We start from the raw sequence: 26,407 nt of genomic DNA on the forward strand, positions 1-26,407 counted from the left end.
CCCGTCCTCCCCACCCCTCGCACGCTCGGGACGGGGCCCGGAGCCGAGGCCGACCCCGGCCTCCTCAGCGCGTGGCCGGCTCGCGCTCCCACCCGCCCGGCGGCCGCGCGGCGGCCCAGCCGGTCACCCGGCCGAGCCGGGCGTAGACCGCGGTCAGCACCGGCAGAGGGGCGGCGAGCAGCAGGAACACGGTCAGGCCGGCCCGGTCGTCCGCGCCCAGGGTGGCCGCGCCCACGAGCAGGGTCAGCAGCAGGACCCCCACGGCGGCCAGCGCGGCGCCGAACAGCAGGGCCGGCGGACGGCGGCGCTGCAGCTGGGCGGCGCCCGCCAGCAGCCCGGCCGCGCAGGGCAGGCCCAGCAGCAGGAGCACCGTCGCGGCGTCGTCCTCACCACCGGCGACGGCCACGAGGAAGCCGAGCGAGGCCAGCGCGGTCAGCCCGCCGGTGACGAAGCCGAGGACGATGGCGGTCGTCGCCACCCCGGGCCGCGCCGGGCCGTCCGGCCAGGCCGCCGGCGCGGCCGGCCAGCCCCACCCGTAGCCCGGGGAGGGCGGGTACCCGGGCGGGGGACCGTAGGCCGTCGGCGGACCGTAGCCGGCCGGCGCGTACCCCGGCGGAGGACCGTAGCCCGGGGCGCCGTACCCGTACGCCGGGCCGTACCCGGGTGGCGGCGCGTAGGCCGGCGGCGGGCCGTAGCCCCCCGGCGAGCCGTGTCCCGCCGGGGGGATCTGCTGCCCCGGCGGGACGGCGTCCCACTCCTGCGCCTGCCCGTCCCCGTCCATGCCGCTCAGTGTGCCGCCGGCTGCGGCTCCCGCCGTGCAGGCGCGGTGGTGACGGGTCCGAGCTTCGCGCCCTCGACGTCGAGGTCGGGCAGGAGGCGGTCCAGCCAGCGCGGCAGCCACCAGGCCGACCGGCCCAGCAGCGCCAGGACGGCCGGGACCAGCGTCATCCGGACGACGAACGCGTCGAGCAGGATGCCGGCGGCCAGCCCGAAGGCGATCGCCTTGACGATCACGTCGTCGATGGTGACGAAGCTGGCGAACACCGAGAACATGATCAGCGCGGCGGCCACCACGACGCGGGACGCGTGCCGGGCACCGGCCAGCACCGCCGCCCGCGGCTGGGCGCCGTGCACGAACTCCTCGCGCATGCGGGAGACGAGGAAGACCTCGTAGTCCATGGCCAGGCCGAACAGCACCGCCATGAGGATGACGGGCATGAAGCTGATGATCGGCCCCGTCGTCGGGACGCCGAAGACGTCGGCCAGCCAGCCCCACTGGAACACCGCGACGACCGCGCCGAACGAGGCGCCGACCGACAGCAGGAACCCGACGGCGGCCTTGACCGGCACGAGCACCGAGCGGAAGACCAGCAGCAGCAGGACGACCGCGAGGCCGACCACGACCAGGGCGAAGGGCAGCAGCGCGTCGTTGAGCTGGTCGGACACGTCGATGGCCACCGCGGTCTGGCCGGTGACGGCGACGTCCGCGCCGGTCTGCTGCTCCAGCTGCGGCGCGAGGTCGCGCAGCGCGGCGACGAGATCACTGGTCGCCGCGTCCTGCGGACCGCTCTCCGGGACGACGGTGACCAGCGCGGCGGTGCCCTCGGGCAGCACCGTCGGGACGGCGTAGGCGACGTCGGCCAGCCCGCCGGTGAACTCCCCGGGCGTCTGCGTGGGGGTGCCGCCGATGGCGACCGCGACCTGTCCGGTGGCCTGCTGGGCGGTGGCCGGGTCGAGGCCGTCGACGAGGACGACCAGCGGCCCGTTGAGGCCGGGCCCGAACGTCTCGCTGATCAGGTCGTAGGCCTGGCGCTGGCTGGTGTCCTCGGCGGCGGCGCCGTTGTCGGGCAGCGCGAGCTCCAGCTGGGCGGCGGGGATCGCCAGGACACCCAGGCCGATGACCGTCAGCAGCACGGTGGCCAGCGGGCGGCGGGTGACCAGGGCGGCCCAGCGCTCGCCCATCGAGCGCCGGCCGGTCCCGGTGGCGAGGGCGGACTCCCGCACCGCGGCCCGCGACCCCGCCCTGGGCGCCAGCCGCAGGCCGGCGAAGCCCATGAGCGCCGGCAGGAGGGTCAGCGCGACGGCGACGGCGACCAGCACGGTGGCGGCCGCGGCCAGGCCCATGACGCTGAGGAAGGGGATGCCCACGACCGAGAGACCGGCCAGGGCGATGACCACGGTGAGACCGGCGAAGACCACCGCCGTCCCGGCCGTGCCGGTGGCGCGCGCGGCGGACTCCTCCGGGTGCATGCCCGCGGCGAGCTGGGTGCGGTGCCGGGACAGGATGAACAGCGCGTAGTCGATGCCGACGGCCAGGCCGATCATCAGCGCCAGCGTGGGCGCGGTGGACGACAGCGAGATCAGGCTGGAGACGCCGAGGAGGCCACCGAGGCCGACGCCGATGCCGACGAGCGCGGTCAGCAGGTTCATGCCGGCGGCCAGCAGCGAGCCGAAGGTCAGCACGAGCACCAGGACGGCGACGGCGACACCGACGAACTCGGTCGCGCCGATGTGCACCCCGGTGGTGCCGAACACGTTGCCGCCGACGGCGACCTCCAGGCCGGCCTCCTCCGCCGCCGCGGTGGTCTCCTGGAGCGCGTCGAGGCTGCCGGCGTCCAGCGCCTCGCGCTGCACCTCGTACTCGACCGTGGCGAGCGCGGCCCGGCCGTCGGGCGTGATCGCCTGGCTGGTGAAGGGGTCGGCGACCGCGGCCACCTGTGGCGCCTGCGCGGCCTGTGCCACGACCTCGGCGATCGCGGCCTGGTAGCGCGGGTCGGCGACGGTGGCGCCCTCGGGGACGGCGAAGACGATCTGCGCGCTGGCCCCCGCCGCCTCCGGCTGCAGCTCGGCGAGCCGGTCGAGCGCGGCCTGCGACTCCGACCCGGGGATGGTGAACGTGTCGTCGAACTCGCCACCGACGGTGACCAGGACGGCGACGACGGCCGCGAGGACCACCACCCAGATCGCGGCGACGAGCCGGCGGGCACGGTAGGCGGCCCGGCCGAGCCGGGAGAGCAGGGTTGCCATGGGTGTCGGGTGCTCCGGGTTCAGTGGGAAACGGCCGCGCGCAGCAGGAGCAACAGCGCGGTGTGCTCGAGGTCGGGGTCGCCGGGGGTGGACGGGTCGGCGGCGTCGTCGACGACCGACCGCAGGACGGCGCCCTCGTGCAGGGCCAGGAGGGCGCGGGCCAGCTGCCCGGCGGGCACGGTGAGCCGCAGCCCCACCCGGGCGAGCACGCCCTCGATGAGCGAGGTGACCTGGGCGTGCATCGCGGCGGTGTGCTCGCGCAGCGCGGCGGCGGCCTCGGGGTGCCGGGCGGCGTGCAGGGTGTACTCGGTGTGCACGAGCACCCAGGTGCGGTCGGCCCGCAGGGTGTTCAGGCACCGCTCGACGGCGGCAGCGACCGGGTCGTCCTCGGCCTCGAGGCCGGCCAGCTGCTGCTCCGCCCGGGACAGCTCGCGCCGGGTCTCCCGCTCGTAGAGCGCGGCGAACAGCTCGTCCTTGGTGCGGAAGCTGGAGTAGAACGCGCCCCGGGTGAAGCCGCCGCGACGGCAGACGTCCTCCACGCTGGCGGCGGCGAACCCCACCTCGGCGAAGGTCTCCAGCGCGGCGTCGAGCAGCCGCTCGACGGTGACCTCACGCCGCCGCTTGGGCCGGTCGAGGTCGGTCGTCGCCACGATGCAGGACTGTATCGGATACAGCGCTGTATCGAAGCGTGACGCGCGTCGCCCGCCGGGGAGGAGCGGTCAGCCGCCCCAGCGGGCGACGACGTCGGTGAAGGCGGCGGCCGCCTGCTCCAGCTCGGCCGTCTCCACGTACTCGTCGACGGCGTGCATGACCGCCGGCGTCCCCGGCCCCCAGACGACGATCGGGGCGCCGTCGACGACCTGGCCGAGCACCGACGCGTCGGTGAAGTAGGTGGCCGGCGTGGGCAGCACCGTCGCGGGCAGGGAGGCCACCCAGGGGTCGTCGGAGGGGGTGCCGACCGGCGGGAGGTCGACCCGCACGTCGACGTCCGCGACCTCCGGCTGGCCCCGCCACCAGCCCAGCAGCTCGTCCCCGGGGGCGACGGTGCGCATGTCGACGACGACCTCGGCCCGGTCGGGAACGACGTTGGGCACCGTGCCGCCGGCCACCACGCCCGGGTTCCACGTCTCGGTGCCGAGGAACGGGTCGGTGCGGAACGGCAGGGCGGTGCCGGCGCGGGCGAGCACGGCGACCAGGTCGAGGACGGCGTTGTGCCCGCGCTCGGGGGTGCTGCCGTGCGCGGCCCGCCCCGCCGTCCGGACGGCGAGCCACAGCGCGCCCTTGTGTCCGAGGACCACCTGGTTCCCGGTGGCCTCGGGCACGACGACCGCGCCCACCGCCTGGTCGGCGACCGCGGCGGCCGCGGCGGCGGCGCCCCTCGAGCCGATCTCCTCGTCGCTGGTGAGCAGCAGCGCGACCGGCGTCTGCGGATCGGCGGCGGCGAGTGCGGCGACCGCGGCCACCACCCCGGCCTTCATGTCGCTGCCGCCCCGGCCCCACACCCGGCCGCCGTCCAGCTCGGCGCCGAAGGGGTCGCGGGTCCACGCACCGGGGTCGGGCACCGGCACGGTGTCGACGTGGCAGGCCAGCAACAGCTGCCGGCGGGCCGGGTCGGTGGGGGTGCGCAGCAGGGTCCAGGGGTGGTCGGGGTCGCGGCCCTCGGTGACCTCGAGGTGGGGTGCCCGCTCGCGCAGCACCTCGGTGAGCGCGCCGAGGGTGTCGCGCTGGGCGGCGGCGTCCCCGGACACCGTCGTGCGGCCGACCAGCTCCCGCACCAGCGCCGTCAGGTCGAGCGCGGCCACCTCAGCCCCCCAGCGCGGCGGTGACGACGGCGCGGGCCTCCTCCTGCACCTGCGCCAGGTGGTCGGGCCCCTTGAACGACTCCGCGTACACCTTGTAGACGTCCTCGGTGCCGGAGGGCCGGGCGGCGAACCAGGCGTTCTCGGTGGTCACCTTGAGGCCGCCGATCGGGGCGTCGTTGCCCGGCGCGCTGGTGAGCTTGGCGGTGATCGGCTCGCCGGCCAGCTCGGTGGCGGTGACGTCGCCGGGGGAGAGCCTGCCCAGCTGGGCCTTCTGCTCCCGGGAGGCCGGGGCGTCCACGCGGGCGTACGCCGACTCCCCGTACCGGGCGGTCAGCTCCGCGTGCAGCTGGGACGGCGAGCTGCCGGTCACCGCCTGGATCTCACTGGCCAGCAGCGCCAGCAGGATGCCGTCCTTGTCCGTCGTCCAGACGCTGCCGTCGCGGCGCAGGAACGACGCGCCCGCGGACTCCTCGCCCCCGAAGCCGACCGACCCGTCGAGCAGCCCGGGCACGAACCACTTGAAGCCGACCGGCACCTCCACCAGGCCCCGGCCGAGGCCGGCGACCACCCGGTCGATGAGGGACGACGACACGAGCGTCTTGCCGACAGCGGTGTCCTGGCCCCACTCGGGCCGGTGGGAGAAGAGGTAGGAGATGGCGACGGCGAGGAAGTGGTTGGGGTTCATCAGGCCGCCGTCGGGGGTGACGATGCCGTGCCGGTCGGCGTCGGCGTCGTTGCCCGTGGCGATCGCGTAGTCGGCGCGCTTGCCGATCAGCGAGGCCATGGCGCTGGGGGAGGAGCAGTCCATGCGGATCTTGCCGTCCCAGTCCAGCGTCATGAACCGCCAGGTGGGGTCGACCAGCGGGTTGACCACGGTGAGGTCGAGGCGGTGCCGCTCGGCGATCGCGGCCCAGTAGTCGACGCTCGCGCCGCCGAGCGGGTCGGCACCGATCCGGACACCGGCCCCCCGGACGGCGTCCAGGTCGAGCACCGACGGCAGGTCGTCGACGTAGTCCCCGAGGAAGTCGTGGGCCTGCGCCGCGGCGCGCGCCCGGGCGAACGGCACGCGCCGGACCCCCTCCAGCCCGGCGTGCAGGAGCTCGTTGGCCCGTGCGGCGATGACCTTCGTGGCGTCGGTGTCGGCCGGGCCGCCGGACGGCGGGTTGTACTTGAAGCCGCCGTCGCGGGGTGGGTTGTGCGACGGGGTGACGACGATGCCGTCGGCCAGGCCGGAGCTCTTCCCCCGGTTGGCCCGCAGGATCGCGTGGCTCACCGCCGGGGTCGGTGTGTACCGGTCGGCGGCGTCGACCAGCACGGTCACGTCGTTGGCGGCGAGGACCTCCAGCGCACTGGCCCAGGCCGGCTCGGACAGCGCGTGCGTGTCGCGGCCGACGAACAGCGGCCCGTCGTGGCCCTGCGCCGCGCGGTACTCGCAGATCGCCTGCGTGGTGGCGAGGATGTGCGCCTCGTTGAACGCCGCGTCGAACGCCGACCCGCGGTGGCCGCTGGTGCCGAACACCACCTGCTGCGCCGGGTCCGACGGGTCGGGCTCCAGCGTGTAGTACGCGGTGACCAGCGAGGCGACGTCGACGAGGTCCTCCGGCCGGGCCGGCTGTCCTGCGCGGGGGTCGGTCATGCCGCTGATCTTGGCCGCGCCGCGGGCCCGCCGCGAGCCGGACGTGGTCCGCCAGGCACGTCGACCCGCGGGCGGACCGGACTCAGGCGCCGGCGGCGATCCCCGCCACGAGGACGACGCCGAACAGGCCGACGCCGACCCAGCCGAGCACGATGCCCGCGATGGCCATGCCGCCACCGCCGTCACCGCGCCGGTGCAGGCGGCACCGTACGGGGGACGACCGGCCACGCCACTCCACCGGGTGGGCGGCTCAGCCCGCCCGGGGTGCGTACATGATCACGGCGACGCCGACCAGGCAGATGAGGGCGCCGATCACGTCGTACCGGTCGGGGCGGAAGCCGTCGGCGACCATCCCCCAGGCCAGCGACCCCGCGACGAACACCCCGCCGTAGGCGGCCAGGATGCGCCCGAACTGCGCGTCCGGCTGCAGCGTCGCGACGAACCCGTACAGGCCGAGGGCGACCACGCCGGCCCCGATCCACAGCCAGCCGCGGGACTCCCGGACGCCCTGCCACACCAGCCACGCGCCGCCGATCTCGGCCAGGGCGGCCAGCACGAACAGCAGCACCGAGCGCGTGACGCTCATCCCCGCGCCTCGACCGCGGAGAGGAACCGCCGGAGCGTCTCCAGGAACACCTCCGGCTGCTCCGAGTGCACCCAGTGCCCGGCGTTCTTGATCCGCACCAGCCGGGTGTTCGGACACAGCTGGTCCATGCGCTCGCGGTCCTCGGGCAGGACGTAGTGGGAGTCGGCGCCGGCGATCCACAGCACCGGCCCGTCGTAGCGCGCACCGGGCGGCGGCTCCGGGAAGCCGCGCAGCTCGCCCAGGTCGCGCTCGAGCAGCTCCAGGTTCAGCCGCCACCGCCAGCCGCCGCCCTCGCCCAGCCCCTCCCGGACCAGGCTCTGCAAGAGGAACGAGCGCACCATCCGGCTGGGGACGGCGGCCCGCAGCGCGGCGTCGGCGTCCTCGCGGCTGGTCAGCGAGCCGAGGTCCAGGTCCCGCATCGCGGCGATGTAGGCCCCGAACAGGGAGGCCTCCTCGTCCTCGTCGTCGGTGCGGCCGCCGGACACGGGGTACTCCGTGGGGGCGATGTCGACGACGACGAGGGCGCGCAGCAGCTCCGGGTGGCGCAGCGCGAGCTGCATCGCGACCTTGCCGCCCATCGAGTGCCCGACGAGGGTCACCGGCTCCCCGAACGACGCGAGCTCCGCGGCGACCATCCGGGTCATGTCGACGTAGTCGACGCGCTCGGTCCACGGCGAGTGCCCGTGGTTGGGCAGGTCGAGCAGGGTGACCCGGTGGTCGGCGGACAACCCCTTGGCGATCGTCGTCCAGTTCTTCCCCTGGCCGAACAACCCGTGCACGAACACCACCCGCGGGCCGGCGTCGCCCAGCGTCCGGGCGTGCAGCCGCTCCTCGGAGTTCGTCGTCACCCGGCGATTCCACCAGATCCCGTCGTCCGGCCGACCTACCGTCGACGGCCGACGACGACACCGGTCGGCTCCCGCGCCGACGAAGGGGGAGCACGACCATGCCCGGACGGCGCCGCCGCACGACGAGCCGCTCGACCAGCACCGCCCGCACCAGCAGCACGACCGCCACCCGCCGCAAGCCGCCGGCCCGCCGGGCCGCGAAGCCCGCCCCGGAACGGCCGGTGGCCGGGCCGGGGGAGCGGGTGTGGGTGCTCGCCGTCCCGTTCCGCGCGCCGGCCCCGGGCGCGCAGTGGCGCCCGGACCTGCAGGCGCACGTCTGGACCGGCCGCGAGCTGCCGCCGGAGCTGGCGCCCTACGACCCCGCGCCGTACACGTTCGAGCGGTTCCTCGAGGACGAGCTGAACCCGACGCCGCGACCGCTCCCCGCCGGCCGGCCCATGACGCCCCGGGACGAGCAGCTCACCGGCGCCGCGGCGATCGCCGCGTCCGCGGAGGCCGGGCACCGCGTGTTCCTGCTCGGTGACGACCCCGGCGTGGGCAAGACCGGCACCGCCGTCCTCGCCGCCCGGGAGGTCGCCGCCCAGCGCGGTGGCCGCACGGTGCTCGTCGTCGCCGACCGCCCCGCGGCGATCACCATCCCGCACTGGACGCGCTCGATCGCCGGGTTCGGCGACGGCGGGCTGCGCTGGTGCGTCACCACCTGGGACCGCCTGGCGAAGGTCTCCGCGCTGCGGTTCGACGTCGTCATCGCCGACGAGGCGCACATGGTCCGGCACACGACCACGCAGCGGTGGAAGCACTGGAAGGCGGTCTCCGGCGCCGGCCGGGTCAAGGACGCGCCGTTCGTCATCGCCGCCACCGCCACCCCGGCGCACACGCCCCTGGAGCTGCCCTACCTGGCGCCGCAGTTCGCCCAGCGGCACGGCGAGCCGCTGCGCGCCTGGGCCGACCTGCCCGGCCGCCTGGCCGAGCACGGGTTCCACGTGGAACGCGGCCGCTACGGCTGGGCCTGGACCGAGGACGCCGACGAGCGCCGCGCCGACCTCACCCGGCTGCAGGGCTGGCTCGCCGACGGCACGCCTCCAGCGACGCTGCACCGGCCGGCGCCGTGGGGGCCGGTGTCGGTGACCGGGACGCCGGTCGCGCTGACCCCGGCCGAGCGGGCCGCCTACGACTCCGAGTGGCAGGAGTTCCGGGCCGAGATGCAGCTGGCCCGGCGCGCCCGGCAGAGCGCCCGGGGCCGCGCGGCGCTGCTGCGGTTCCGGCAGAAGGCCGGCCTGATCCGCGCACAGGCGACCGTCGACTGGGTCAAGGCGCAGGTGGAGGCCGAGCGGCAGGTCGCGGTGTCGGTGGAGTTCGTGGAGACGGCGGCCGACCCGATCCGCGAGGCCCTGCTGGACTCCGGGGTCGCCGTCGCCGCCATCTACGGCCGCGACCGGTTCGACGTCGAGGCCGAGCGGCTGCGCTTCCAGACCGGCGCCGCACCGGTGTGCGTGTTCACCGTGACCGCTTCGATCAGCCTGCACGCCGGCGAGCTGCTGCCGGACGGCTCGGCCGCCTCGGCTCCCCCGCGGGTCGGGCTGTTCCACCAGCCGCGGTTCTCCGGCATCCAGGCCCGGCAGGTCACCGGCCGCACCCACCGCGACGGCCAGGTCTCCCCGTGGCGGGTGGCCTTCGCCGAGGACACCGTGGAGGAGCAGGTCGCCCGGGTGATGGTGGAGCGGCTGGCGGTCAGCGGGTCGACCGCCGGCGCGGACACGTCGTCCCTGCAGGAGATCGCCGAGCTGCTCGACGCCGACTGGCTGCCGGCGACCGCGCTCACCGACGCCTGAGCGACTCAGCGCGGGGTGCGGGCCGACCGCGCCCCGCGCGAGGTCCAGCCCTGCTCGCGGAGCCGGTCGAACCCGTCCAGGAGCAGGTCGAGGGCGAACTCGAACTCGAACTGCTCGTCGCAGCCCGCCCCGACGCCGGACAGGTCACCGTCGGTGGCGGCCACGGCGATCTCCAGGACGTGCGGGTACCGCTGCGCGAACTCCGCCGCCATGGCCGCCTGCTCCTCGGGGCTCGGCGCCGGGGCGCCGGCATCCCGCGCCTCCTCGAACAGCTCCGGGCTGAAGCCCCAGATGCGGTTGCCCAGCGCGTGCATCACGTGGTGGGTCAGGTCGGCGGAGAAGCCCCCGGACCGGAAGGTGCCGGTGACGGCGTCCATGTAGCCGAGGACGGCGGGCGTCCGGTGGGTCCGGGACTCGATCGCCTGCCGCGCCCACGGGTGCCGCAGCACCGCGCGCCGCGCGGACAGCACCCGCTCGCGCACCGCCGTCCGCCAGTCCAAGGACGGGTCGGGCGCATCGAACTCGCCGATGACGGCGTCGACCATGCCGTCGAGCAGCTCGTCCTTGTTCGCGACGTGCTTGTACAGGGCCATCGGCACGACCCCCAGCTCCTGGGCGAGCCGCCGCATGCTGACCGCGTCGATGCCCGCCTCGTCGGCGAGCCGCACGGCGGCGCGCAGCACCCGTTCCCGGCTGAGCGGGACACGCCGCGCGCCGTCCACCTGCTGGGCCATCCCACCCCTCCGATCGACGGACCCTTGACGAGTGTACGTCGTACACCTACCGTCGGCGCCATGGGTGTACGCCGTACACCTGCAGAGGGAGGGAGCTGGTCATGCACTCGCACCGGAGGACAGCGGTCATCGCGGGGGTCTTCTTCGTCGTCGCGGCGGTGGCGGCGGTCATCGCGTTGGCGCTCTACCAGCCGGCGCTGGGCGACCCGGACTACGTGCTCGGCGCCGGCGCCGACACCCGCGTGCTGTGGGGCGGCTTCCTGGAGGTCGTGCTCGCCGCCTCGTGCATCGGCACGGCGGTGACCCTGTACCCCGTCGTCCGGGAGCACGGGGAGGGCATCGCGCTGGGCTACGTCTGCGGCCGCCTGCTGGAGGCCGCGGTCATCGTCGTCGGCATCGTCAGCGTCCTGTCGATCGTCACGCTGCGCCGGAACGCCGCGGACGGCGGGGGCACGGACGACGGGACGCTGGCCGCCGTCGCGGAGTCACTCGTGGCCCTGCACGACTGGACGTTCCTGCTGGGCCCGGGCCTCGTCATCGGCGTCAACAGCCTGCTGCTCGCCGTCCTGGTGTACCGGTCCCGGCTCGTGCCGCGCTGGATCGCCGTCCTCGGCCTGGTGGGCGGCCCGGTCGTGTTCGCGTCGTCGACCGCGATCCTGTTCGGCCTCTACGACCAGGTCTCCGTGTGGGGCATGGCCGCCGCGCTGCCCGTGACCGCCTGGGAGATGAGCCTCGCCGTCGTCCTGATCACCCGGGGGTTCCGGCCCGCACCCCGCCCGGCCGTCCCGGTCGCGCGCCCCGCGGTGACCGTCCCCGCCTGAACCGCCCAGGTCAGGGCACGAGCACCGCACGGCCCACGACCCGGCCGGCGCGGAGGTCCCCGAGCACCCGGGCGGCCTCCGCGAGCGGGTGCGTGGTGACCGTGGCCACCAGGCGGCCACGCGCGGCGAGGTCGAGGGCGTCGACGAGCTCGGCGCGACGGTTGCCCACCGAGGTGACGATCCGCTGCTCCGGGACCACCATCGCCAGGGGCGTGATCTCGACCCGGTCGAAGCTGTAGCCGACGTAGACCAGCGTCCCCCGCTTGCCGAGCGCGGCCAGCGCGGCCGCGCCGGTCTCGCGGGTGCCCACCAGCTCGAAGACGACGTCGGCGCCGCGCCCGCCGGTCGCCCTCCGCACGGCCGCTGCCACGTCCTGTCGCGACGCGTCCACGGTCACCTCCGCGCCCAGCTCCGTGGCCAGCGCCAGCCGCTGCGCGGAGCGGGCGACGGCGATCACCCGGACGCCGGCCTCCCGCAGCACCTGTACCAGGGTCAGGCCCACCCCACCCACGCCGTAGACGACGGCGTCCTGGCCCGGGGTGACGCCGGAGACGTCGACCGCGTGCAGCGCCGTCGTCCCGCTGCAGCACAGCGTGGCAGCGGTGGGGAGGTCGACGCCGTCCGGCACCGGCACCGTGGCCGAGGCCGGGACGACCAGCTGTTCGGCGAAACCGCCGTCCGTGGCGAAGGCGAGGAACCCGAGCGGCTCGTCGCACAGGTGGTCCTCGCCGGCACGACACCACCGGCACCGGCCGCAGGCGTGCTGGTAGTGCACCGCCACCCGGTCGCCCACGGCGATCCCGCTGACATCGTCCCCGACCTCGACGACCACGCCGGCGACCTCATGGCCGAGGGTGATCGGCGTCCGCGCGGGCGTGAGCAGCCCGTCGAGGAAGTGCAGCTCCGTCCCGCACACGCCGGCGGCGGCGACGTCCAGCAGCACCTCGGCCGGCCCCGGGACCGGCCGGTCGACGTCCTCCAGCACGAGGGGCTCCCCGGCCCCGTGGAACCGCACGGCACGCATGTGGACTCCATCCCTACGCCGGCATGACCCGGACAGGTTCGAACGGTCGGCGGCCCCAGCCGCCCTCTCAGCCCACTCGGGCGGGCTCCCGCGGTACGGGCGCAGGTTAGCGCGCCGACCCCCGCCGGCCGTCCGGCTGTTAGGTTCGGCGGCAGAAGTGACACGGGGTGTCCCTGCGGGGGCTGAGAGCACACCCGTCGAACCTGCTCCAGTTCGTACTGGCGAAGGGATGTCACGGCGTGGATGCCGACGACCTGCGCGCGGCCCGGGCGGCCCTGCGCGCCACCACCCCCCTGGTGCACTGCCTGACCAACACGGTCGTGCAGACGCTCACCGCGAACGCCCTGCTGGCCGCCGGCGCGGCACCGGCCATGGTCGACGCCCCGGAGGAGGCCGCCGACTTCGCCGCCGTCGCCTCCGCCGTGCTGGTCAACGTGGGCACGGTGAACGCCCGCACCGCCGAGGCGATGCGCCTGGCGGCCCGGTCGGCGGGCGCCGCCGGCACGCCGTGGGTCCTCGACCCGGTGGCCGTCGGCGGGCTGGCCTTCCGCACCGGGCTGGCCACCGAGCTGGTCGGGCTGCGGCCCACGGTGGTCCGGGGCAACGCCTCGGAGGTGATGGCGCTGGCCGGCGCGGGCGGCGGCGGCCGCGGGGTGGACAGCACGGCCGGCGCAGACGCCGCGGCCCCGGCCGCGGCCGACCTGGCCCGCCGCACCGGTGGGGTGGTGGCCGTCAGCGGCGCGGTCGACCTGGTCACCGACGGACGGCGGACGGTCCGCGTGGGGGGCGGGTCGGAGCTGCTGACCCGCACGACCGGCGCCGGCTGTGCCCTGGGCGCGCTGGTGGCCGCCTACGTCGCCGCCACCGGGGACGCCCTCGCCGGCACCGTCGCCGCGCACGCCCACGTGGCGCTGGCCGCCGAGGTCGCCGCCGACCTCGCCGACGGCCCGGGCACGTTCACCCCGGCCTGGCTGGACGCGCTGGACGCCCTCGACGGCGACTCGCTGGCCGGCGCCGACGTCCGGGAACACCGGTGACCCCCTTCGACCCAACCCTCTACCTGGTGACCGACACCGCGCTGTGCGCTCCCCGGCCGGTCGCCGACGTGGTCCGCGCCGCGGTGGCCGGCGGGGTCACCGCCGTCCAGGTGCGCGACAAGACCGCGACCCGCCGGGAGCTGCTGGCGCTCACCCGGGCGGTGCAGGCGGCGCTGGCCGACCGCCCGGACGTGGCCGTCGTGGTCAACGACGCGGTGGACGTCGCCGCGGTCGCCGGCGCCGACGGCGCGCACGTGGGCCAGGACGACCTGCCGCCGGAGGAGGCCCGCGCACTGCTCGGGCCGGACCGGCTGCTCGGGGTGAGCGTCTCCTCGGCGGCCGAGCTCGACGCGGTGCTGGCCCTGCCGGCCGGCACCGTCGACGTCGTCGGCCTGAGCCCGGTGTGGGCCACCCCCACGAAACCGGACGCCGCTCCCGGGCTGGGTCTCGAGGGCACCGCCGCGCTGGCGGCCGCGGCCCGCGCCGGGGGCCTGACCGCGGTGGCGATCGGCGGCATCGACGCCGGCCGGGCGACCCGGGTGGCGCGCACCGGCGTGGACGGCCTCTGCGTGGTGTCGGCGATCTGCGCCGCGGCCGACCCCGGGGCGGCGGCCCGCGCCCTGCGCGCCGGGATCGCCGCCGGCCGTCCCGCGGAGGCGCACCGGTGACCGCGCCGCGCGTGCCGGTCGCGCTCACCGTGGCCGGCAGCGACCCCAGCGGCGGCGCCGGCATCCAGGCCGACCTCAAGACCTTCAGCGCGCTCGGGGCCTACGGGACGGCGGTGCTGACCGCCCTCACCGCGCAGAACACCCGCGGTGTGACCGGTGTGCACCCGGTGCCCGCGGAGTTCGTCGCCCAGCAGCTGGACACGCTGCTCGACGACGTCCCCGTGGCCGCCACCAAGCTCGGCATGCTCGGGACGGCCGAGGTGGTGGCCGCGGTGGCCGGCGTCCTGGCCGCCCGACCCGCCGGCCCGGTGGTCTGCGACCCGGTGATGGTGTCGACCAGCGGCCACCGGCTGATCGACGAGACCGCCGTGGACGCCGTCCGCACCACCCTGCTGCCGCTCGCCGACCTGGTCACCCCCAACGTGCCCGAGGCGGCGGCGCTCCTGGACACCGCGCCCGCGACCGACGTCGACGGGCTGGTCGCCCAGGGGGAGGCGCTGCTGGCGCTCGGGCCGCGGGCGGTGCTGCTCAAGGGCGGCCACCTCGGCGGGGAGGAGAGCGTCGACGTCCTGGTCACCGCGGCCGGCGCCACGCCCACCCGGCGGCCGCGGGTGACGACGACGGCCACCCACGGCACCGGCTGCACGCTGTCCTCCGCGCTGGCCGCCCTCGCCGCCGCGCAGGGGGCCGACGACTGGCTGCCCCTGGTGGAACGGGCCCGGGACTACCTGCAGGCCGCGCTGGCCGCCGGCACCGCGCTGGGCATCGGCTCCGGCGCGGGGCCGGTGCACCACTTCGCCGGCATCTGGGGCCCCACGGGCGGGTGACCACGGGACCGCTGCTCGCCGACACGCCGCAGCGGGCGCGTCCTCGCGCAGGGAACCGATGATCGACTGCGCCGCGGCGCGCTCGGGGGCGTCCACGTCACCCGGTCGGAGGACCGGCGACGATGGGGGCAGGGCCGGCGACAGCGAGGAGGTGGGGCGTGCGGCGGGAGGCGAGCATCCTCCACCTGGACCTCGACGCCTTCTTCGCCGCCGTCGAGCAGCGGGACAAGCCGTCGCTGCGCGGGCGACCGGTGGTCGTGGGCGGGGTCGGCGGCCGCGGTGTGGTGGCGACGGCGTCCTACGAGGCGCGGGCCTACGGGGCGCGCTCGGCGATGTCCACCGCGGAGGCCCGGCGGCGCTGCCCGTCGGGGACGGCGTTCCTCGGCGGCCGGTTCGCCGCCTACCGGCGCACCTCCGACGTCGTCATGGAGCTGCTGCGCGAGCTCTCCCCACTGGTGGAGCCGGTGTCGATCGACGAGGCCTACGTCGACCTCGCGGCCGGTCCCCGCCACGACCTGTCGGTGGACGGTGTGACGGAACTGGCCCGCGAGCTCAAGGAGCGGATCACCGCGGCGACCGGCGGGGTGACCGGGTCGGTGGGCATCGGGTCGTCGAAGCTCATGGCCAAGATCGCCTCCGACCTCGACAAGCCCGACGGGCTGGTCGTCGTCCCCCCGGGGTCGGAGCTGGACGTGCTGCACCCGCTGCCGGTGACCCGGCTCGGCGGCGTCGGGCCGGCCACCGCCGAGCGGCTGCACCAGATCGGCGTGAAGACCGTCGCCGACCTCGCCGCCCGGTCGCTGCCCGACCTGGTCGCCCTGACCGGCCGGGCGCACGGCGCCGGGCTGTACGCGCTGGCCCGCGCCGAGGACGACCGGCCGGTGGTGGCCGAGCGCGGCGCGAAGTCGGTGTCCCAGGAGTCGACCTTCGAGCGGGACCTCACCGACGTCGCCGTCCTCACCCGCGAGATCGACACGATGGCGGCGCGGGTGGCCGCCCGGCTGCGCGACGCCGACCTCTCCGGCCGGACGGTGACGCTCAAGCTGCGCCGCTACGACTTCACCACGCTCACCCGCTCGCAGACGCTGCCGCAGCCGACGGACGACCCGCGGGTGATCGCCTCGATCGCCCGACGGCTGCTCACCGAGGCCGGCACCGCCGGGGGGTTGCGGTTGCTCGGCGTCGGCGTCTCGGGGCTGTCGCCCTACGCGCAGGGCGACCTGTTCGCGACCGACGACGACGCGCCGGCCGAGGAGGACCTGCTGCCCGCCGAGGAGGTCCCCGAGGAAGCCGAGGCCCCGCTGCCCGCCGAGCGGCGGTGGTGGCCGGGGCAGGACGTCCGGCACGACGACCTGGGCGCCGGCTGGGTGTGGGGCCGGGGGCTGGGGCGGGTCACGGTGCGCTTCGAGGGCCCCGGGACGCCGCCCGGGCCGGTGCGCACGCTGGCCGCCGACGACCCCGCCCTGCAGCCCGCCGACCCACCGGACTGGCGGGTCAGCGGGGGACCGCCAGCCAGCCCAGCACCGTGAGGTCGGAGTCGACCTGGACGACGACCTCCTCGCCCCAGGTGGTCAGCAGCCGCACCGCGTAGAGGCCGTGGGCGTCGACCTCGACGCGGTCCACCACGGCGCCGGGGTGCTGACCCAGCGCGGCGGCGGCCACGTCGACGGCCCGGTCGGCCGGCAGGACGTCGTCCGTGGGCGGGGTGAGGGTGCGGGTGCGCATCCGCCGCCGGATCCTGCGCTCGGTGCTGGTCGTGGTCACGTCCGCCTCCCGTCGTCCGGCGGCCCCTCGTGGGCTGCCCGCGGTCCGAGCCTCGCCCGCCCGGCTGGGCGTCGGCTGGGAGCCGGGTGGCAGTTCCGTCGGGGTCGGGCGCGATCATGGGCCGCATGGTCGACCAGAGCGCGTGGGTGCAGATGACGCAGGACGACCCCGGGCACTCCGCCGCGTACGTCCAGCGCTTCCGCACCATGGCCGCGCAGGGCGCCGACCTCGGCGGTGAGGCGCGGCTGGTGGACGCGATGCTGCCGCGCCGCTCCCGGGTGCTGGACGCCGGCTGCGGTCCGGGGCGGGTGGGCGGCCGGCTCGCCGCGGCCGGTCACGACGTCGTCGGGGTGGACGTCGACCCGGTGCTCATCGCCGCCGCCGAGGACGACCACCCCGGCCCGCGGTGGCTGGTCGGCGACCTGGCCGAGCTCGACCTGCCGGCCGTCGGCGTGGCGGATCCCTTCGACGCGATCGTCTGCGCGGGCAACGTGATGACGTTCCTGGCGCCGTCCACCCGCGTCCCGGTGCTGGCCCGGCTGCGGGCCCACGTGGCTGCCGACGGCCGGGCGGCGATCGGGTTCGGTGCCGGCCGGGGCTACCCGTTCGACGACTTCCTCGCCGACGCCCGCACCGGCGGGTGGACGCCGGACCTGCTGCTGGCCACCTGGGACCTGCGGCCGTTCACCCCGACGTCGGAGTTCCTGGTCGCCGTCCTCCGCCCCGCCTGACCCGTCGCGCGTCGGTGCCGCCCGGCGGCCGGTGCCCCCGGCGGACGGCGTGAGGCCCGGCCGTCCAGGGAGCCGGACCTCACGCCACCCGGTCGGGCCGCCCTCCCGGGGTGACCCGCGGGTGCCGGGATGCGGTGACGGGACGGTGCGGTCCGTCGACCCGGCCGCACCATCGTCAGCACGGGACCTGGACGGCAGCTGTGCACCGGCCACCAGGACGCCGTGACGCGATCCCGCCGCACCGGCCGAGGCGCGTGCCCGCCGTCGGAGCCCTGGGCGGTGCCCGGCTACGGCCGGGGCAGCCAGCCGGGGCGCTGACCCGCCGGCCCCGCGGCCGCGGTCGGCCAGGGCGGTGACCCCGGCGGCGCGACCAGCGTCACCGCACCCGCGGCCGACGGCAGCGAGAGCAGGTACGGCCCGGGGTCGACCGGAGGGCCCGCGGGCTCGGACGGCCCCCGGGGCGCCGACAGCAGCCAGTGCGCCGTCCCGGCCAGGGACAGCTCCCCGTGCCAGCCGCCGCCCTCCTCCCCGCGCCGGGCCAGCGCGGCCAGCACCGTCGCGGCGGCCAGGTGACCGGTCGCGTGGTCCAGCGCCTGCGCCGGCAGCACGCCCGGCGCGTCGGCGGATCCGCACTCGACCGCGATGCCGGTCGCCGCCTGCACGAGCGAGTCGAAGCCGCGCCGCCCGCCCCACGGCCCCGCCGCACCCCACGCCGACAGGCTCACCACGACCAGGTGCGGGAAGCGGTCGGCCAACGCGGCCGGGTCCAGTCCGAACCGCGCCAGCGCCCCGGGCCGGTACCCCTGGACGACGACGTCCGCCCCCGCCAGCAGCTCCTCGACGGTGCGGCGGTCGGCGGCCGCGGCGAGGTCCAGCAGCACGTGCCGCTTGCCCGGGCCCGTGTCGACCAGCTGTCCCGGGTCCTCGGCCAGCCGCGGGCTGTCCACCCGCAGGACGTCGGCGCCGTGCGAGGCCAGCGTGCGGGTGGCCACCGGACCGGCGATGACCCGGGTCAGGTCGAGCACCCGAACCCCGGCGGGGGACGACGCCCGCGCGGGCCCGTCCGCGACCCGGCGCAGCCCGACCAGCGGAGCGGCCGCCACGGCGCGCCCCTGCGGCGTCCCCGCCCAGGCCGACCGCGGCCGGACGGCGGCGGCCGCGCCTCCCTCCGCGACCACGGCGGCCTCCAGCTCCTCGGCCCGCCACCGCTCCGCCGCCGGCCCGCCCTCGGGCCCCAGGACCCGGAGTGCGGCGTCCCGGTGGTGCGGGTAGTTGCCGTGCAGCCGCAGCCAGCCGTCGGCGGTCCGCCAGAACCGCGACAGCGGCGCGAACCCCGGCGCCACCGGCCGCCCGCCGACGGCGGCGTACCGCTCGCTCCGGAACGCCAGCCCGACGTGCGCGGCGTCCACCTCGAGGCCGTCCAGCGGCCGACCCGCCAGCCGCCGGGCGGCCAGCAGCTGCGCGGCCACCGCCCCCACGGCCAGGTCGGGGACGGGCAGCGGCCCGTCCAGACCGGTCGCCCCGGACACCCGGACCGCCGGCGCCGCCGCACCGGTCAGCAGCGGCCAGACCTCGTCGAGCACACCGACCACGGCGGCGATCGTAGGGAGCGGCCTCAGGGCTCCGCGGTGCCCAGGGCGATCGTCAGCTCCAGCACGGTGCGGGGGTCCTCCAGGCGGACGCCGAACAGCTCACGCAGCTGCCCCATCCGGTAGCGGACGGTCTGCGGGTGGACGAACAGCTCCCCGGCGATCCGCTCCCGCCGTCCGTGGTGCACCAGCCACGACCGCAGCGTCTCGACCAGCTTCTCCCGCGGGCCCGGCGCCAGGTCGTCCAGCGGCGCGAGCACCTGGGCGCGCAGGTCGGCCAGCGCCTCGCCGTCGGCCCGGAGGACCAGCTCGGCCAGCCGCTGCTCGGTGTCCACCGGCGCCTCGCCCTCCGGCCGCAGGCCCAGCTGCAGCGCCCGCAGCGCCCGGGAGTAGGACGACCGGGCGTGCTGCCACGGCCGCGGCGGTCCGACGACGGCCTCCCGCCCGGACAGCGCCTTGAGCAGGCCCGCCCGGGCGAAGCCCTCCGCGTCCGGCACGAGCAGCACCGCCCGTTCCGTGGCGGACTCGGCACCGGGGAGGTCCGCGCCCGCCTGCAGCGTGCGGGCGTCGAGCTGGGCCACCGCCCCCCGGGCACGGGCCTCCGGGAGGAGCACGGCGGTGAGGGTGCGCGGCGGCGTCCAGTCGGCCCGCTCGGCCGCTGCGGCCAGGTCGTAGGCCGGGCTCCCCGTGAGCAGCAGCTCGGCCAGCCGCTCCAGGTGACGGCGGCGCTCGCGGCCACTGGTGGCGAGGTGGTCGGCGTGGCCGGCGACGCTGGAGGCCGAGAGCGCGTCGATGTAGGCGAACACCAGCTCGGCGAAGCGGGCCAGCGAGGCCGCCGGCATCCCGGCGCCCACCGCCGTCTCGCTCATGTGCCGCCAGGCCACGCGCGCGCCGACGCGGTAGGCGGCCAGCAGGGCGTCCATCGTCCGCCCGTTCTTGGCCTCCCCTCGGCCCAGGGCGTAGGCGCCCTCCAGCGCCGGCCCGATCGGCCGGCTGGCGTCGCCGCCACCGGTCGTCGTCGCCAGCTGGAGGAACCCGCCCAGCGCCAGCTGGACGGCGTTCTCGATCGCCCGGCCCATGTCGCCCTGGAACGCCTCGGCGTAACTGGGCACCTCGACGACGATCGCGGCCACCGTGCGCTCGGCCACCGCGGGCAGCTCGGCGCGCATCGCCGTGGCCACCGCGGGGGTGAAGGGGTTCTGCTCCGGCGTCACACTCACCTCACAGTCACCGGCGCTTTGTTCGGCGGGAACAGTACCGGGCCCGAGGTTCACGTCCAGGGCACAGGTAATTGCCTGCATGGCTGGGAACGATCAGAAGCATGACCGCGACCGTTCCGCGCCCTTCCCCGGCCCGGCCGGCCCTGACCGCCCTCCGCAACCGTGCGCTGCGTCTCGCCGAGCTGGTGACGACGCCGCTGCTGCCCGACGACTACCTCGACATGGTGCGCCCCCTGCGCTCCGGTGCCCCCCTGCGCGGGCGCATCGAGGCGGTGCACCGCGAGACCCGCGACGCCGCCACCCTGGTGATCCGCCCGGGCGCCGACTGGCGGCCCCACGTGCCCGGCCAGTGGGTGCGCATCGGCGTCGACGTCGACGGCGTCCGCCAGTGGCGCGCCTACTCGCTGACCTCGGACCTCACCCGCGCCGACGGCTGCATCAGCATCACCGTCAAGGCCATCCCCGGCGGCAAGGTCAGCAACCACCTGGTGCACCGCACCCGGCCGGGCACGATCGTGCAGCTGGACCAGGCCGCGGGCGAGTTCGTGCTGCCGACCCCCGTCCCCGCCAAGGCGCTGTTCGTCACCGCCGGCTCGGGCATCACCCCGGTGATGGGCATCCTGCGCAACCACCCCGAGCTCACCGACGTCGTCCTCGTGCACTCCGCGCCCACCGCCGAGGACGTCGTCTTCGGCGCCGAGCTGCGCGCACTGGCCGCCGCGGGCCGGATCCGGCTGGTCGAGCAGCACACCGACACCGCCGGCACCCTGTCCCCCGCGGCGATCACCGCGCTGGTCCCGGACCACGCCGAGCGCGCCACCTGGGCGTGCGGGCCGGTCGGGCTGCTCGAGGCGCTGGAGGAGCACTGGGAGACCGCCGGGCTCGCCGACCGGCTGTTCACCGAGCGGTTCCGCCCCACCATCGTCGTCGCCGGCGAGGGCGGCACCGTCTCCTTCACCAGGTCGGGCACGACGGTGGACGCCGACGGCGCGACGCCGATCCTGGACGCCGCCGAGGAGGCCGGCGTCCTCATGCCGAGCGGGTGCCGGATGGGCATCTGCTTCGGCTGCGTGCTGCCGCTGCGGCAGGGCGCGGTCCGCGACCTGCGCAACGGCGAGGTCACCACCGCCGCCCCCGGGGACGGCGTCCTCGTCCAGACCTGCGTGAGCGCCGCCGCCGGCGCCTGCGACATCGACCACTGACCCACCACCGCGACCCCTCCAGGAGCCTGCCGCGTGACCGTTCTGCAGAAGAAGCCCGTCAACCCGATCGGCCACCTCACCGCCGAGGACATCGAGCTCATCGGCAAGGAGCTCGACGAGATCCGCCAGGGCGTCATCGACACCCGCGGTGAGGCCGATGCGGCCTACATCCGCAAGGTCATCGACGTCCACCGCAAGATCGAGCTGGGCAGCCGCGCCGTGCTGCTGGCCTCGGGCTTCCCGCCGGCCTGGATCGTCGGGACGATCGGCCTCTCGGTGGCCAAGATCCTCGACAACATGGAGATCGGGCACAACATCCTGCACGGCCAGTGGGACTGGATGCGCGACCCGAAGATCCACTCCACGACGTGGGAGTGGGACATGGCCAGCCCGGCCGAGCAGTGGAAGCACTCGCACAACGAGCTGCACCACACGTACACGAACGTGATCGGCAAGGACAACGACCTCGGCTACGGCATCATGCGCGTCGACGAGGACCAGCGGTGGGTGCCGATGTACCTCGGGCAGCCGCTGTGGAGCTTCATCAACGCCTGCTTCTTCGAGTACGGCATCGCCGCCTACGACCTCGAGCTCGGGGCCGTCATCGCCAAGAAGCAGACCGGGGACCCCGAGTTCCGCGCCCGCGCCAAGGCCGTGCTCCGCAAGATCGGCCGGCAGGTGCGCAAGGACTACCTCGTCCACCCGCTGCTGTCCGGACCGAACTTCATGGCGACCCTCGCGGCCAACGTCGTGGCCAACCTGGTGCGCAACGTGTGGTCGAACTCGGTCATCCTCTGCGGGCACTTCCCCGAGGGCGTCGAGACCTTCGAGAAGCGCTCGATCGACGGGGAGACCCGCGGCGAGTGGTACCTGCGGCAGATGCTGGGCTCGGCGAACATCTCCGGGTCCAAGGCCATGCACATCATGACCGGCAACCTGTCGCACCAGATCGAGCACCACCTGTTCCCCGACCTGCCGAGCAACCGGTACGCCGAGATCGCCCCCAAGGTCCGGGACCTGTTCGACCGCTACGGGCTCAACTACCACGCCGCCCCGATGCCCAAGCAGGTCGCGTCGGCCTGGCACAAGATCATCCGACTGTCGCTGCCCAACGGCTGGCTGGACAAGACGACGGTGCGGAACCTGCCGTCGCAGCTGGTCAAGCTCTACAAGATGAGTACCGGGTCGCCGACGGTGCGCCGCCGGCTGATGGCCGAGTCCGCCGCCTGACCCACGCCCGACCGCACGACCGCGCGTCCCCGGTGCCCGACCTCGGGCCCGGGGACGCCGTCGTCAGAGGGCGCCGTTGGCGCGCAGGAGGGTGAGGGCCTCCACGGTGCGGTGCCCGCGCCACTCGAGCGCCGCCGCGGGTGACCAGCTGTCGAAGTCGACCCGCCAGCCGCCGTCGTCCTGCTGCTGGGCGGCCAGCCGCTCGAGTTCCCGCTCGACCGCCTCCGGGCTCACCAGGGCGCGCGCGGGGCTCCCCGGGTGGGGCGCGAAGTCCAGCGGGCGCATGAACTCGTCGTCCGCCCCGCCGGCCACGTGCACCAGCCCGTCGGCCGGGACGTGCCGCCCGAGGCGGTCGAGGAGCTCCCCGGCCTCGGGGTGGGTGGCGTGCACCGTGTCGAGGAACCGCACGGCGAAGGCCAGCTCCAGGGCGTGCGGCTCGGGGCCCAGGCGCCGGACGGCGGCCAGGCAGTACGCCGTCGCCCGCGCCAGCCACGGGTGCCCGGCGACGGCGGGGTCGTGCGCGGCCACCTGGGCGGCCGTGGCGGCGACGATCGCGGTGATCTGCAGGGAGGACGACGTGCCGTCGGCGGACACCCAGAACGGTGCACAGCCGGCGAGGTCGGGCACCGGGAGGGCGAAGGGCAGCCCACCGTCGGGCAGGGAGGCGGCGGCACACCAGTCGCACAGCTCGCGGGCCCGCCCGGTCGTGGCCGGCGCGGCGTCGGCGAAGGCCTCGAAGGCGTGCAGCGCACCGCCGGGCTGGCTGGTGCGCGAGCGCAGGTCGGGCTCCAGGCCCCAGCCGTAGCCGCCGTCCGGGTTGCGGTACGCCTCGACGGCGGTGAGGACGGCGTCACCCTCGCCGTCCCCGAAGAGGTGCTCGAACCGCCGGCGGTCGAGCAGCCGGGCGTGCGCCGCCATGAAGTCGGTGGCGGCGGAGAGGTCGACGCTCATGTGCCCACCCTGGCGCGACCCACCGACGGCGGAGTGCCGCCTGCCGTGACCGGGCTGTGGGTCACGGGTCGCCGGCCCCGCGGTGGTTCTCCGCTCCGGAGGGCAGTGACCGGCTGCGCACGACGTCCAGCCGGCGACCGAGGACCGTGCCCACCGGCCACCAGCGCGCGAAGGCCACCGCCTCGCGCACCGTCTCCTCGACCAGGTCGGCGAAGTCCTCGTCGCCCAGGAGCTCCGGCCCGAACCCGCTGGCGGCGAGGTGCGTCTCCACGGCGAGGTGCAGGTCCTCGGCGGAGAAGTCGAGGTCGCGGACCAGGGCGGTCGTCGTCCCCCGGTGCGAGCTGAGCCCGGTGAAGGCCCGGCCGCAGCCGCACCCGCCGTCCGGGTCGGGGTCGGCCTGGTCGGCCGCGCAGACGTCACCCACCAGGACCAGCTCGCCCTCGACGGCGGAGCAGAAGTCGCCGTCCTGCTCGCCCTGGCCCGTGTACGTCGCGGTCAACAGCTTCACGCGCCCACCGTGGCAGCGGGGTCCGACAGTTCCGGACCGCGCCGGTGGCCCGGGAGGGGATCGGTCAGTTGGCCATGTCCACGAAGCGGCTGTAGTGGCCCTGGAAGGCGACGGTGACGTTCGCGGTGGGGCCGTTGCGGTGCTTGACCAGCATGATGTCGGCCTCGCCGGCCCGCGGGCTCTCCTTCTCGTACATGTCCTCGCGGTGGATCATCATGACCATGTCGGCGTCCTGCTCGATGGAGCCGGACTCGCGGAGGTCGGACAGCATCGGCTTCTTGTCCTGACGCTGCTCGGACCCACGGTTGAGCTGCGACATGGCGATGACCGGCACCTCGAGCTCCTTGGCCAGCAGCTTGAGCGCACGGGAGAACTCCGAGACCTCCTGCTGGCGGCTCTCCACCCGCTTGCCCGACGTCATCAGCTGGAGGTAGTCGATGACGACGAGCTTGAGGTCGTTGCGCTGCTTGAGCCGCCGCGCCTTGGCCCGGATCTCCATCATCGTCATGTTCGGTGAGTCGTCGATGTAGAGCGGGGCGTCGGCGATCTCGCCCATGCGGCGGGCCAGCTTCGACCAGTCCTCGTCCGACAGCGTGCCGGCGCGCATGTGGTGCAGCGGCACCTTCGCCTCGGCCGACAGCAGACGCATGGTGATCTCGTGCTTGCTCATCTCCAGCGAGAAGATGACCGCCGGCAGGTGGTGCTTCACGGTGGCCGAGCGGGCGATGTCGAGCCCGAGGGTCGACTTGCCCACACCGGGACGGGCGGCGATGACGACCATCTGACCGGCCTGCAGGCCGTTGGTGAGCTCGTCGAGGTCGCGGATGCCGGTGGGCACGCCCCGCGCGGTGCCGCCGCGGGAGGCGATGGCGTCGAGCTCGTCCATCGTCGGCTGGAGGACGTCCTCGAGGCGCGCGTAGTCCTCGCTCATGCGCTTCTCGGTGACGTCGTAGATCTCCTGCTGGGCGCGGTCGACGATGTCGTCGACGTCGCCCTTGCCGCCCGCGGCGCCGTAGCCCAGCTGGACCACCCGCGTGCCGGCCTCCACCAGCCGGCGCAGCACCGCCTGCTCGGCCACGATCGCCGCGTAGTAGCCGGCGTTGGCCGCCGTGGGCGTGGACTGGATGAGCGTGTGCAGGTAGACCGCGCCGCCCATCTTCGACAGCTGGTCGGTGCGGTTGAGCTCCGCGGCGACGGTGATGGCGTCGGCCGGCTCGCCACGGCCGTACAGGTCGAGGATGCAGTCGAAGATCACCTGGTGGGCGGGCCGGTAGAAGTCGGGGCCGGCCAGCACCTCGACGACGTCGGCGATCGCGTCCTTGCTCAGCAACATGCCACCGAGCACCGACTGCTCGGCCGCGACGTCCTGCGGCGGCTGCCGGTCGTACTCCGGCGCCGTCGGCATCGGTCGGCTGAACTCGTCGGCCACCGCCACGGAGGCTCCTCCATCCACTCACCGGCGCACCCGCGAACAGACCCCGGCCGCTGGCCGGGGCCTGGTGGGGGAAGCACCAGAAACGACGTACACCTGACTCGAACGCGTGTTCGGGTCTTGCTACCGCGCGGCACCGACAGAACGCGCCGGCGGTGGCTCGGGGAGGACGTTAGGAAGCTGGGACGGAGCAGTCCAACACCGCTGTGCACCCCGTTCTGCACAACTTGTGGACAAGTCGGTGGACACAGACGTGTCGACATGTGGAGACAGCGGGGGACTCACGGGCGCGCGGCTCCACATCCCGCCGCTGACCTGCGGGAAGACGACCCACCGGGTGTGGACGGGAGAAATCACGGAGAAATCCTGGTGTCGTCCACCGGCGTGTCGCGGGAGCCGCCCACCAGCCCCACGGGTCACATGTCCACAACTCCACACGGAGCCGCCGGTGGTCCACCATGGGCCCCCTGCCCGCCGACCGTCGCGGCCCCGCGGCGGCGGCCGAGGAGGGGAGGACCGATGCCCGTCACCCGCACCCCCGTCAACCCGTGGCCCTGGTCGCTGGCCATCGGCTTCAACCAGGCCGAGGTGGTCGAGGGGGCCGGCCGCGTGCTGGTGTGCTCCGGCCAGGCCGCCATGTCCCCCGAGGGCACCCCGCAGCACCCCGGGGACCTCGCGGCACAGGTGACACTGGCCCTGGACAACGTGGAGGCGGTCCTGCGGGAGGCCGGGATGACGCTGGCCAACGTCGTCCGGCTGAACACCTACACGACCGACGTCGACGCGATGATGGGCTGCTACGGCACCCTGGCCGAACGGCTCGGGGCCGCCGGCGTGCGCCCGGCCGCGACGCTGGTCGGGGTCACCCGGCTGGCCTTCCCGGAGCTGATGGTCGAGCTCGAGGCGACCGCGGTCGACTGACCGGGCCCGGAACGCCG

Annotated in this window: 26 protein-coding genes and 2 riboswitches; of the genes, 10 read left to right on the top strand and 16 right to left on the bottom strand. The window is 75.6% G+C overall.

What is annotated here, in order from left to right:
- Positions 1-64 precede the first annotated feature (64 nt).
- From ACI79E_RS16620 to ACI79E_RS16655, 8 genes are all read right to left on the bottom strand, one after another.
- Positions 65-781 (bottom strand): hypothetical protein, encoded by a 717-nt coding sequence (locus ACI79E_RS16620; RefSeq protein WP_456933677.1) that lies wholly within the window; start codon positions 779-781, stop codon positions 65-67.
- Positions 782-786: 5 nt separating this feature from the next.
- Entirely contained in the window at positions 787-3,027 is a 2,241-nt protein-coding gene (locus ACI79E_RS16625; protein ID WP_456933678.1) for an MMPL family transporter, read from the bottom strand.
- A gap of 20 nt (positions 3,028-3,047) precedes the next feature.
- A complete protein-coding gene (locus tag ACI79E_RS16630) occupies positions 3,048-3,677 on the bottom strand; it encodes a TetR/AcrR family transcriptional regulator (RefSeq protein WP_456933679.1) in 630 nt (209 codons plus the stop codon).
- 69 nt (positions 3,678-3,746) lie between these two features.
- Positions 3,747-4,829, bottom strand: coding sequence for a M20 family metallopeptidase (locus ACI79E_RS16635; protein WP_456933680.1), 1,083 nt, complete (start codon positions 4,827-4,829; stop codon positions 3,747-3,749).
- Between the two features lies 1 nt (position 4,830).
- The gene (gene pgm, locus ACI79E_RS16640; RefSeq protein WP_456933681.1) at positions 4,831-6,465 is read right to left on the bottom strand and encodes a phosphoglucomutase (alpha-D-glucose-1,6-bisphosphate-dependent); all 1,635 of its coding nucleotides are present in this window, start codon (positions 6,463-6,465) and stop codon (positions 4,831-4,833) included.
- An 82-nt stretch (positions 6,466-6,547) separates the two neighbouring features.
- A complete protein-coding gene (locus ACI79E_RS16645) occupies positions 6,548-6,703 on the bottom strand; it encodes a hypothetical protein (RefSeq protein ID WP_456933682.1) in 156 nt (51 codons plus the stop codon).
- Positions 6,704-6,715: 12 nt separating this feature from the next.
- Complete coding sequence (locus ACI79E_RS16650; protein ID WP_456933683.1) at positions 6,716-7,051, bottom strand: YnfA family protein; 336 nt, start codon at positions 7,049-7,051, stop codon at positions 6,716-6,718.
- Positions 7,048-7,899 carry an alpha/beta fold hydrolase gene (locus tag ACI79E_RS16655; RefSeq protein ID WP_456933684.1) on the bottom strand — a complete coding sequence of 284 codons (852 nt, stop codon included), beginning with the start codon at positions 7,897-7,899 and terminating at the stop codon, positions 7,048-7,050. Before ACI79E_RS16655 ends, ACI79E_RS16650 begins: the two co-directional genes overlap by 4 nt.
- A 98-nt stretch (positions 7,900-7,997) precedes the next feature.
- Between ACI79E_RS16655 and ACI79E_RS16660 the strand changes: the two genes are divergently transcribed.
- Positions 7,998-9,731 (top strand): helicase, encoded by a 1,734-nt coding sequence (locus ACI79E_RS16660; RefSeq protein WP_456933685.1) that lies wholly within the window; start codon positions 7,998-8,000, stop codon positions 9,729-9,731.
- A 5-nt stretch (positions 9,732-9,736) separates the two neighbouring features.
- Here the strand turns inward: ACI79E_RS16660 and ACI79E_RS16665 are convergent, their stop codons facing one another.
- The gene (locus tag ACI79E_RS16665) at positions 9,737-10,465 is read right to left on the bottom strand and encodes a TetR/AcrR family transcriptional regulator (RefSeq protein ID WP_456933686.1); all 729 of its coding nucleotides are present in this window, start codon (positions 10,463-10,465) and stop codon (positions 9,737-9,739) included.
- 101 nt (positions 10,466-10,566) lie between these two features.
- Between ACI79E_RS16665 and ACI79E_RS16670 the strand changes: the two genes are divergently transcribed.
- Positions 10,567-11,286, top strand: a complete 720-nt coding sequence (locus ACI79E_RS16670; RefSeq protein WP_456933687.1) for a DUF4386 domain-containing protein — start codon at positions 10,567-10,569, stop codon at positions 11,284-11,286.
- 10 nt (positions 11,287-11,296) lie between these two features.
- Here ACI79E_RS16670 and ACI79E_RS16675 read toward each other — a convergent pair whose 3' ends face one another.
- Entirely contained in the window at positions 11,297-12,310 is a 1,014-nt protein-coding gene (locus ACI79E_RS16675) for an alcohol dehydrogenase catalytic domain-containing protein (protein ID WP_456933688.1), read from the bottom strand.
- Positions 12,303-12,412: riboswitch (TPP riboswitch) on the bottom strand. It overlaps the preceding gene by 8 nt.
- A 51-nt stretch (positions 12,413-12,463) precedes the next feature.
- A riboswitch (TPP riboswitch) is annotated at positions 12,464-12,557 on the top strand.
- On the opposite strand from ACI79E_RS16675, the gene thiM reads away from it, so the two are divergent.
- The 4 genes from thiM (at position 12,550) to ACI79E_RS16695 (ending at position 16,371) form a co-directional block, all read left to right on the top strand.
- Positions 12,550-13,347 (top strand): hydroxyethylthiazole kinase, encoded by a 798-nt coding sequence (gene thiM / locus ACI79E_RS16680; RefSeq protein ID WP_456933689.1) that lies wholly within the window; start codon positions 12,550-12,552, stop codon positions 13,345-13,347. Its footprint overlaps the riboswitch before it by 8 nt.
- Entirely contained in the window at positions 13,344-14,015 is a 672-nt protein-coding gene (thiE, locus tag ACI79E_RS16685) for a thiamine phosphate synthase (protein ID WP_456933690.1), read from the top strand. The genes thiM and thiE overlap by 4 nt, the downstream gene beginning before the upstream one ends.
- Positions 14,012-14,842, top strand: a complete 831-nt coding sequence (thiD, locus tag ACI79E_RS16690) for a bifunctional hydroxymethylpyrimidine kinase/phosphomethylpyrimidine kinase (RefSeq protein ID WP_456933691.1) — start codon at positions 14,012-14,014, stop codon at positions 14,840-14,842. The genes thiE and thiD overlap by 4 nt, the downstream gene beginning before the upstream one ends.
- A gap of 158 nt (positions 14,843-15,000) precedes the next feature.
- Positions 15,001-16,371, top strand: a complete 1,371-nt coding sequence (locus ACI79E_RS16695; RefSeq protein WP_456933692.1) for a DNA polymerase IV — start codon at positions 15,001-15,003, stop codon at positions 16,369-16,371.
- Here the strand turns inward: ACI79E_RS16695 and ACI79E_RS16700 are convergent.
- Positions 16,337-16,606 (bottom strand): hypothetical protein, encoded by a 270-nt coding sequence (locus tag ACI79E_RS16700; RefSeq protein ID WP_456933693.1) that lies wholly within the window; start codon positions 16,604-16,606, stop codon positions 16,337-16,339. The two genes, ACI79E_RS16695 and ACI79E_RS16700, sit on opposite strands and share 35 nt — an antisense overlap.
- Before the next feature lie 125 nt (positions 16,607-16,731).
- Between ACI79E_RS16700 and ACI79E_RS16705 the strand changes: the two genes are divergently transcribed.
- Positions 16,732-17,337 (top strand): class I SAM-dependent methyltransferase, encoded by a 606-nt coding sequence (locus ACI79E_RS16705; RefSeq protein ID WP_456933694.1) that lies wholly within the window; start codon positions 16,732-16,734, stop codon positions 17,335-17,337.
- Positions 17,338-17,624: 287 nt separating this feature from the next.
- Here ACI79E_RS16705 and ACI79E_RS16710 read toward each other — a convergent pair whose 3' ends face one another.
- A complete protein-coding gene (locus ACI79E_RS16710; RefSeq protein WP_456933695.1) occupies positions 17,625-18,929 on the bottom strand; it encodes a CoA transferase in 1,305 nt (434 codons plus the stop codon).
- 23 nt (positions 18,930-18,952) lie between these two features.
- On the bottom strand, positions 18,953-20,140 hold the full coding sequence (locus ACI79E_RS16715; protein ID WP_456933696.1) for a PucR family transcriptional regulator: 1,188 nt from the start codon (positions 20,138-20,140) through the stop codon (positions 18,953-18,955).
- A gap of 107 nt (positions 20,141-20,247) precedes the next feature.
- Here ACI79E_RS16715 and ACI79E_RS16720 point away from each other — a divergent pair, with 107 nt between their 5' ends.
- Positions 20,248-21,348 (top strand): ferredoxin reductase, encoded by a 1,101-nt coding sequence (locus tag ACI79E_RS16720; RefSeq protein ID WP_456933697.1) that lies wholly within the window; start codon positions 20,248-20,250, stop codon positions 21,346-21,348.
- Positions 21,349-21,381: 33 nt separating this feature from the next.
- Positions 21,382-22,578, top strand: a complete 1,197-nt coding sequence (locus ACI79E_RS16725; protein WP_456933698.1) for a fatty acid desaturase family protein — start codon at positions 21,382-21,384, stop codon at positions 22,576-22,578.
- 63 nt (positions 22,579-22,641) lie between these two features.
- Here ACI79E_RS16725 and ACI79E_RS16730 read toward each other — a convergent pair whose 3' ends face one another.
- The 3 genes from ACI79E_RS16730 to dnaB form a co-directional block, all read right to left on the bottom strand.
- Positions 22,642-23,529: a hypothetical protein gene (locus ACI79E_RS16730; RefSeq protein WP_456933699.1), complete on the bottom strand. Its 888-nt coding sequence runs from the start codon at positions 23,527-23,529 to the stop codon at positions 22,642-22,644.
- Between the two features lie 61 nt (positions 23,530-23,590).
- A complete protein-coding gene (locus ACI79E_RS16735; RefSeq protein ID WP_456933700.1) occupies positions 23,591-24,037 on the bottom strand; it encodes a DUF7715 family protein in 447 nt (148 codons plus the stop codon).
- 64 nt (positions 24,038-24,101) lie between these two features.
- The gene (gene dnaB, locus ACI79E_RS16740; protein WP_456921882.1) at positions 24,102-25,472 is read right to left on the bottom strand and encodes a replicative DNA helicase; all 1,371 of its coding nucleotides are present in this window, start codon (positions 25,470-25,472) and stop codon (positions 24,102-24,104) included.
- A gap of 516 nt (positions 25,473-25,988) precedes the next feature.
- On the opposite strand from dnaB, the gene ACI79E_RS16745 reads away from it, so the two are divergent.
- Positions 25,989-26,390 carry a RidA family protein gene (locus tag ACI79E_RS16745; RefSeq protein ID WP_456933701.1) on the top strand — a complete coding sequence of 134 codons (402 nt, stop codon included), beginning with the start codon at positions 25,989-25,991 and terminating at the stop codon, positions 26,388-26,390.
- Positions 26,391-26,407 lie beyond the last annotated feature (17 nt).

It is taken from the genome of Geodermatophilus sp. SYSU D00079 (assembly GCF_054050635.1).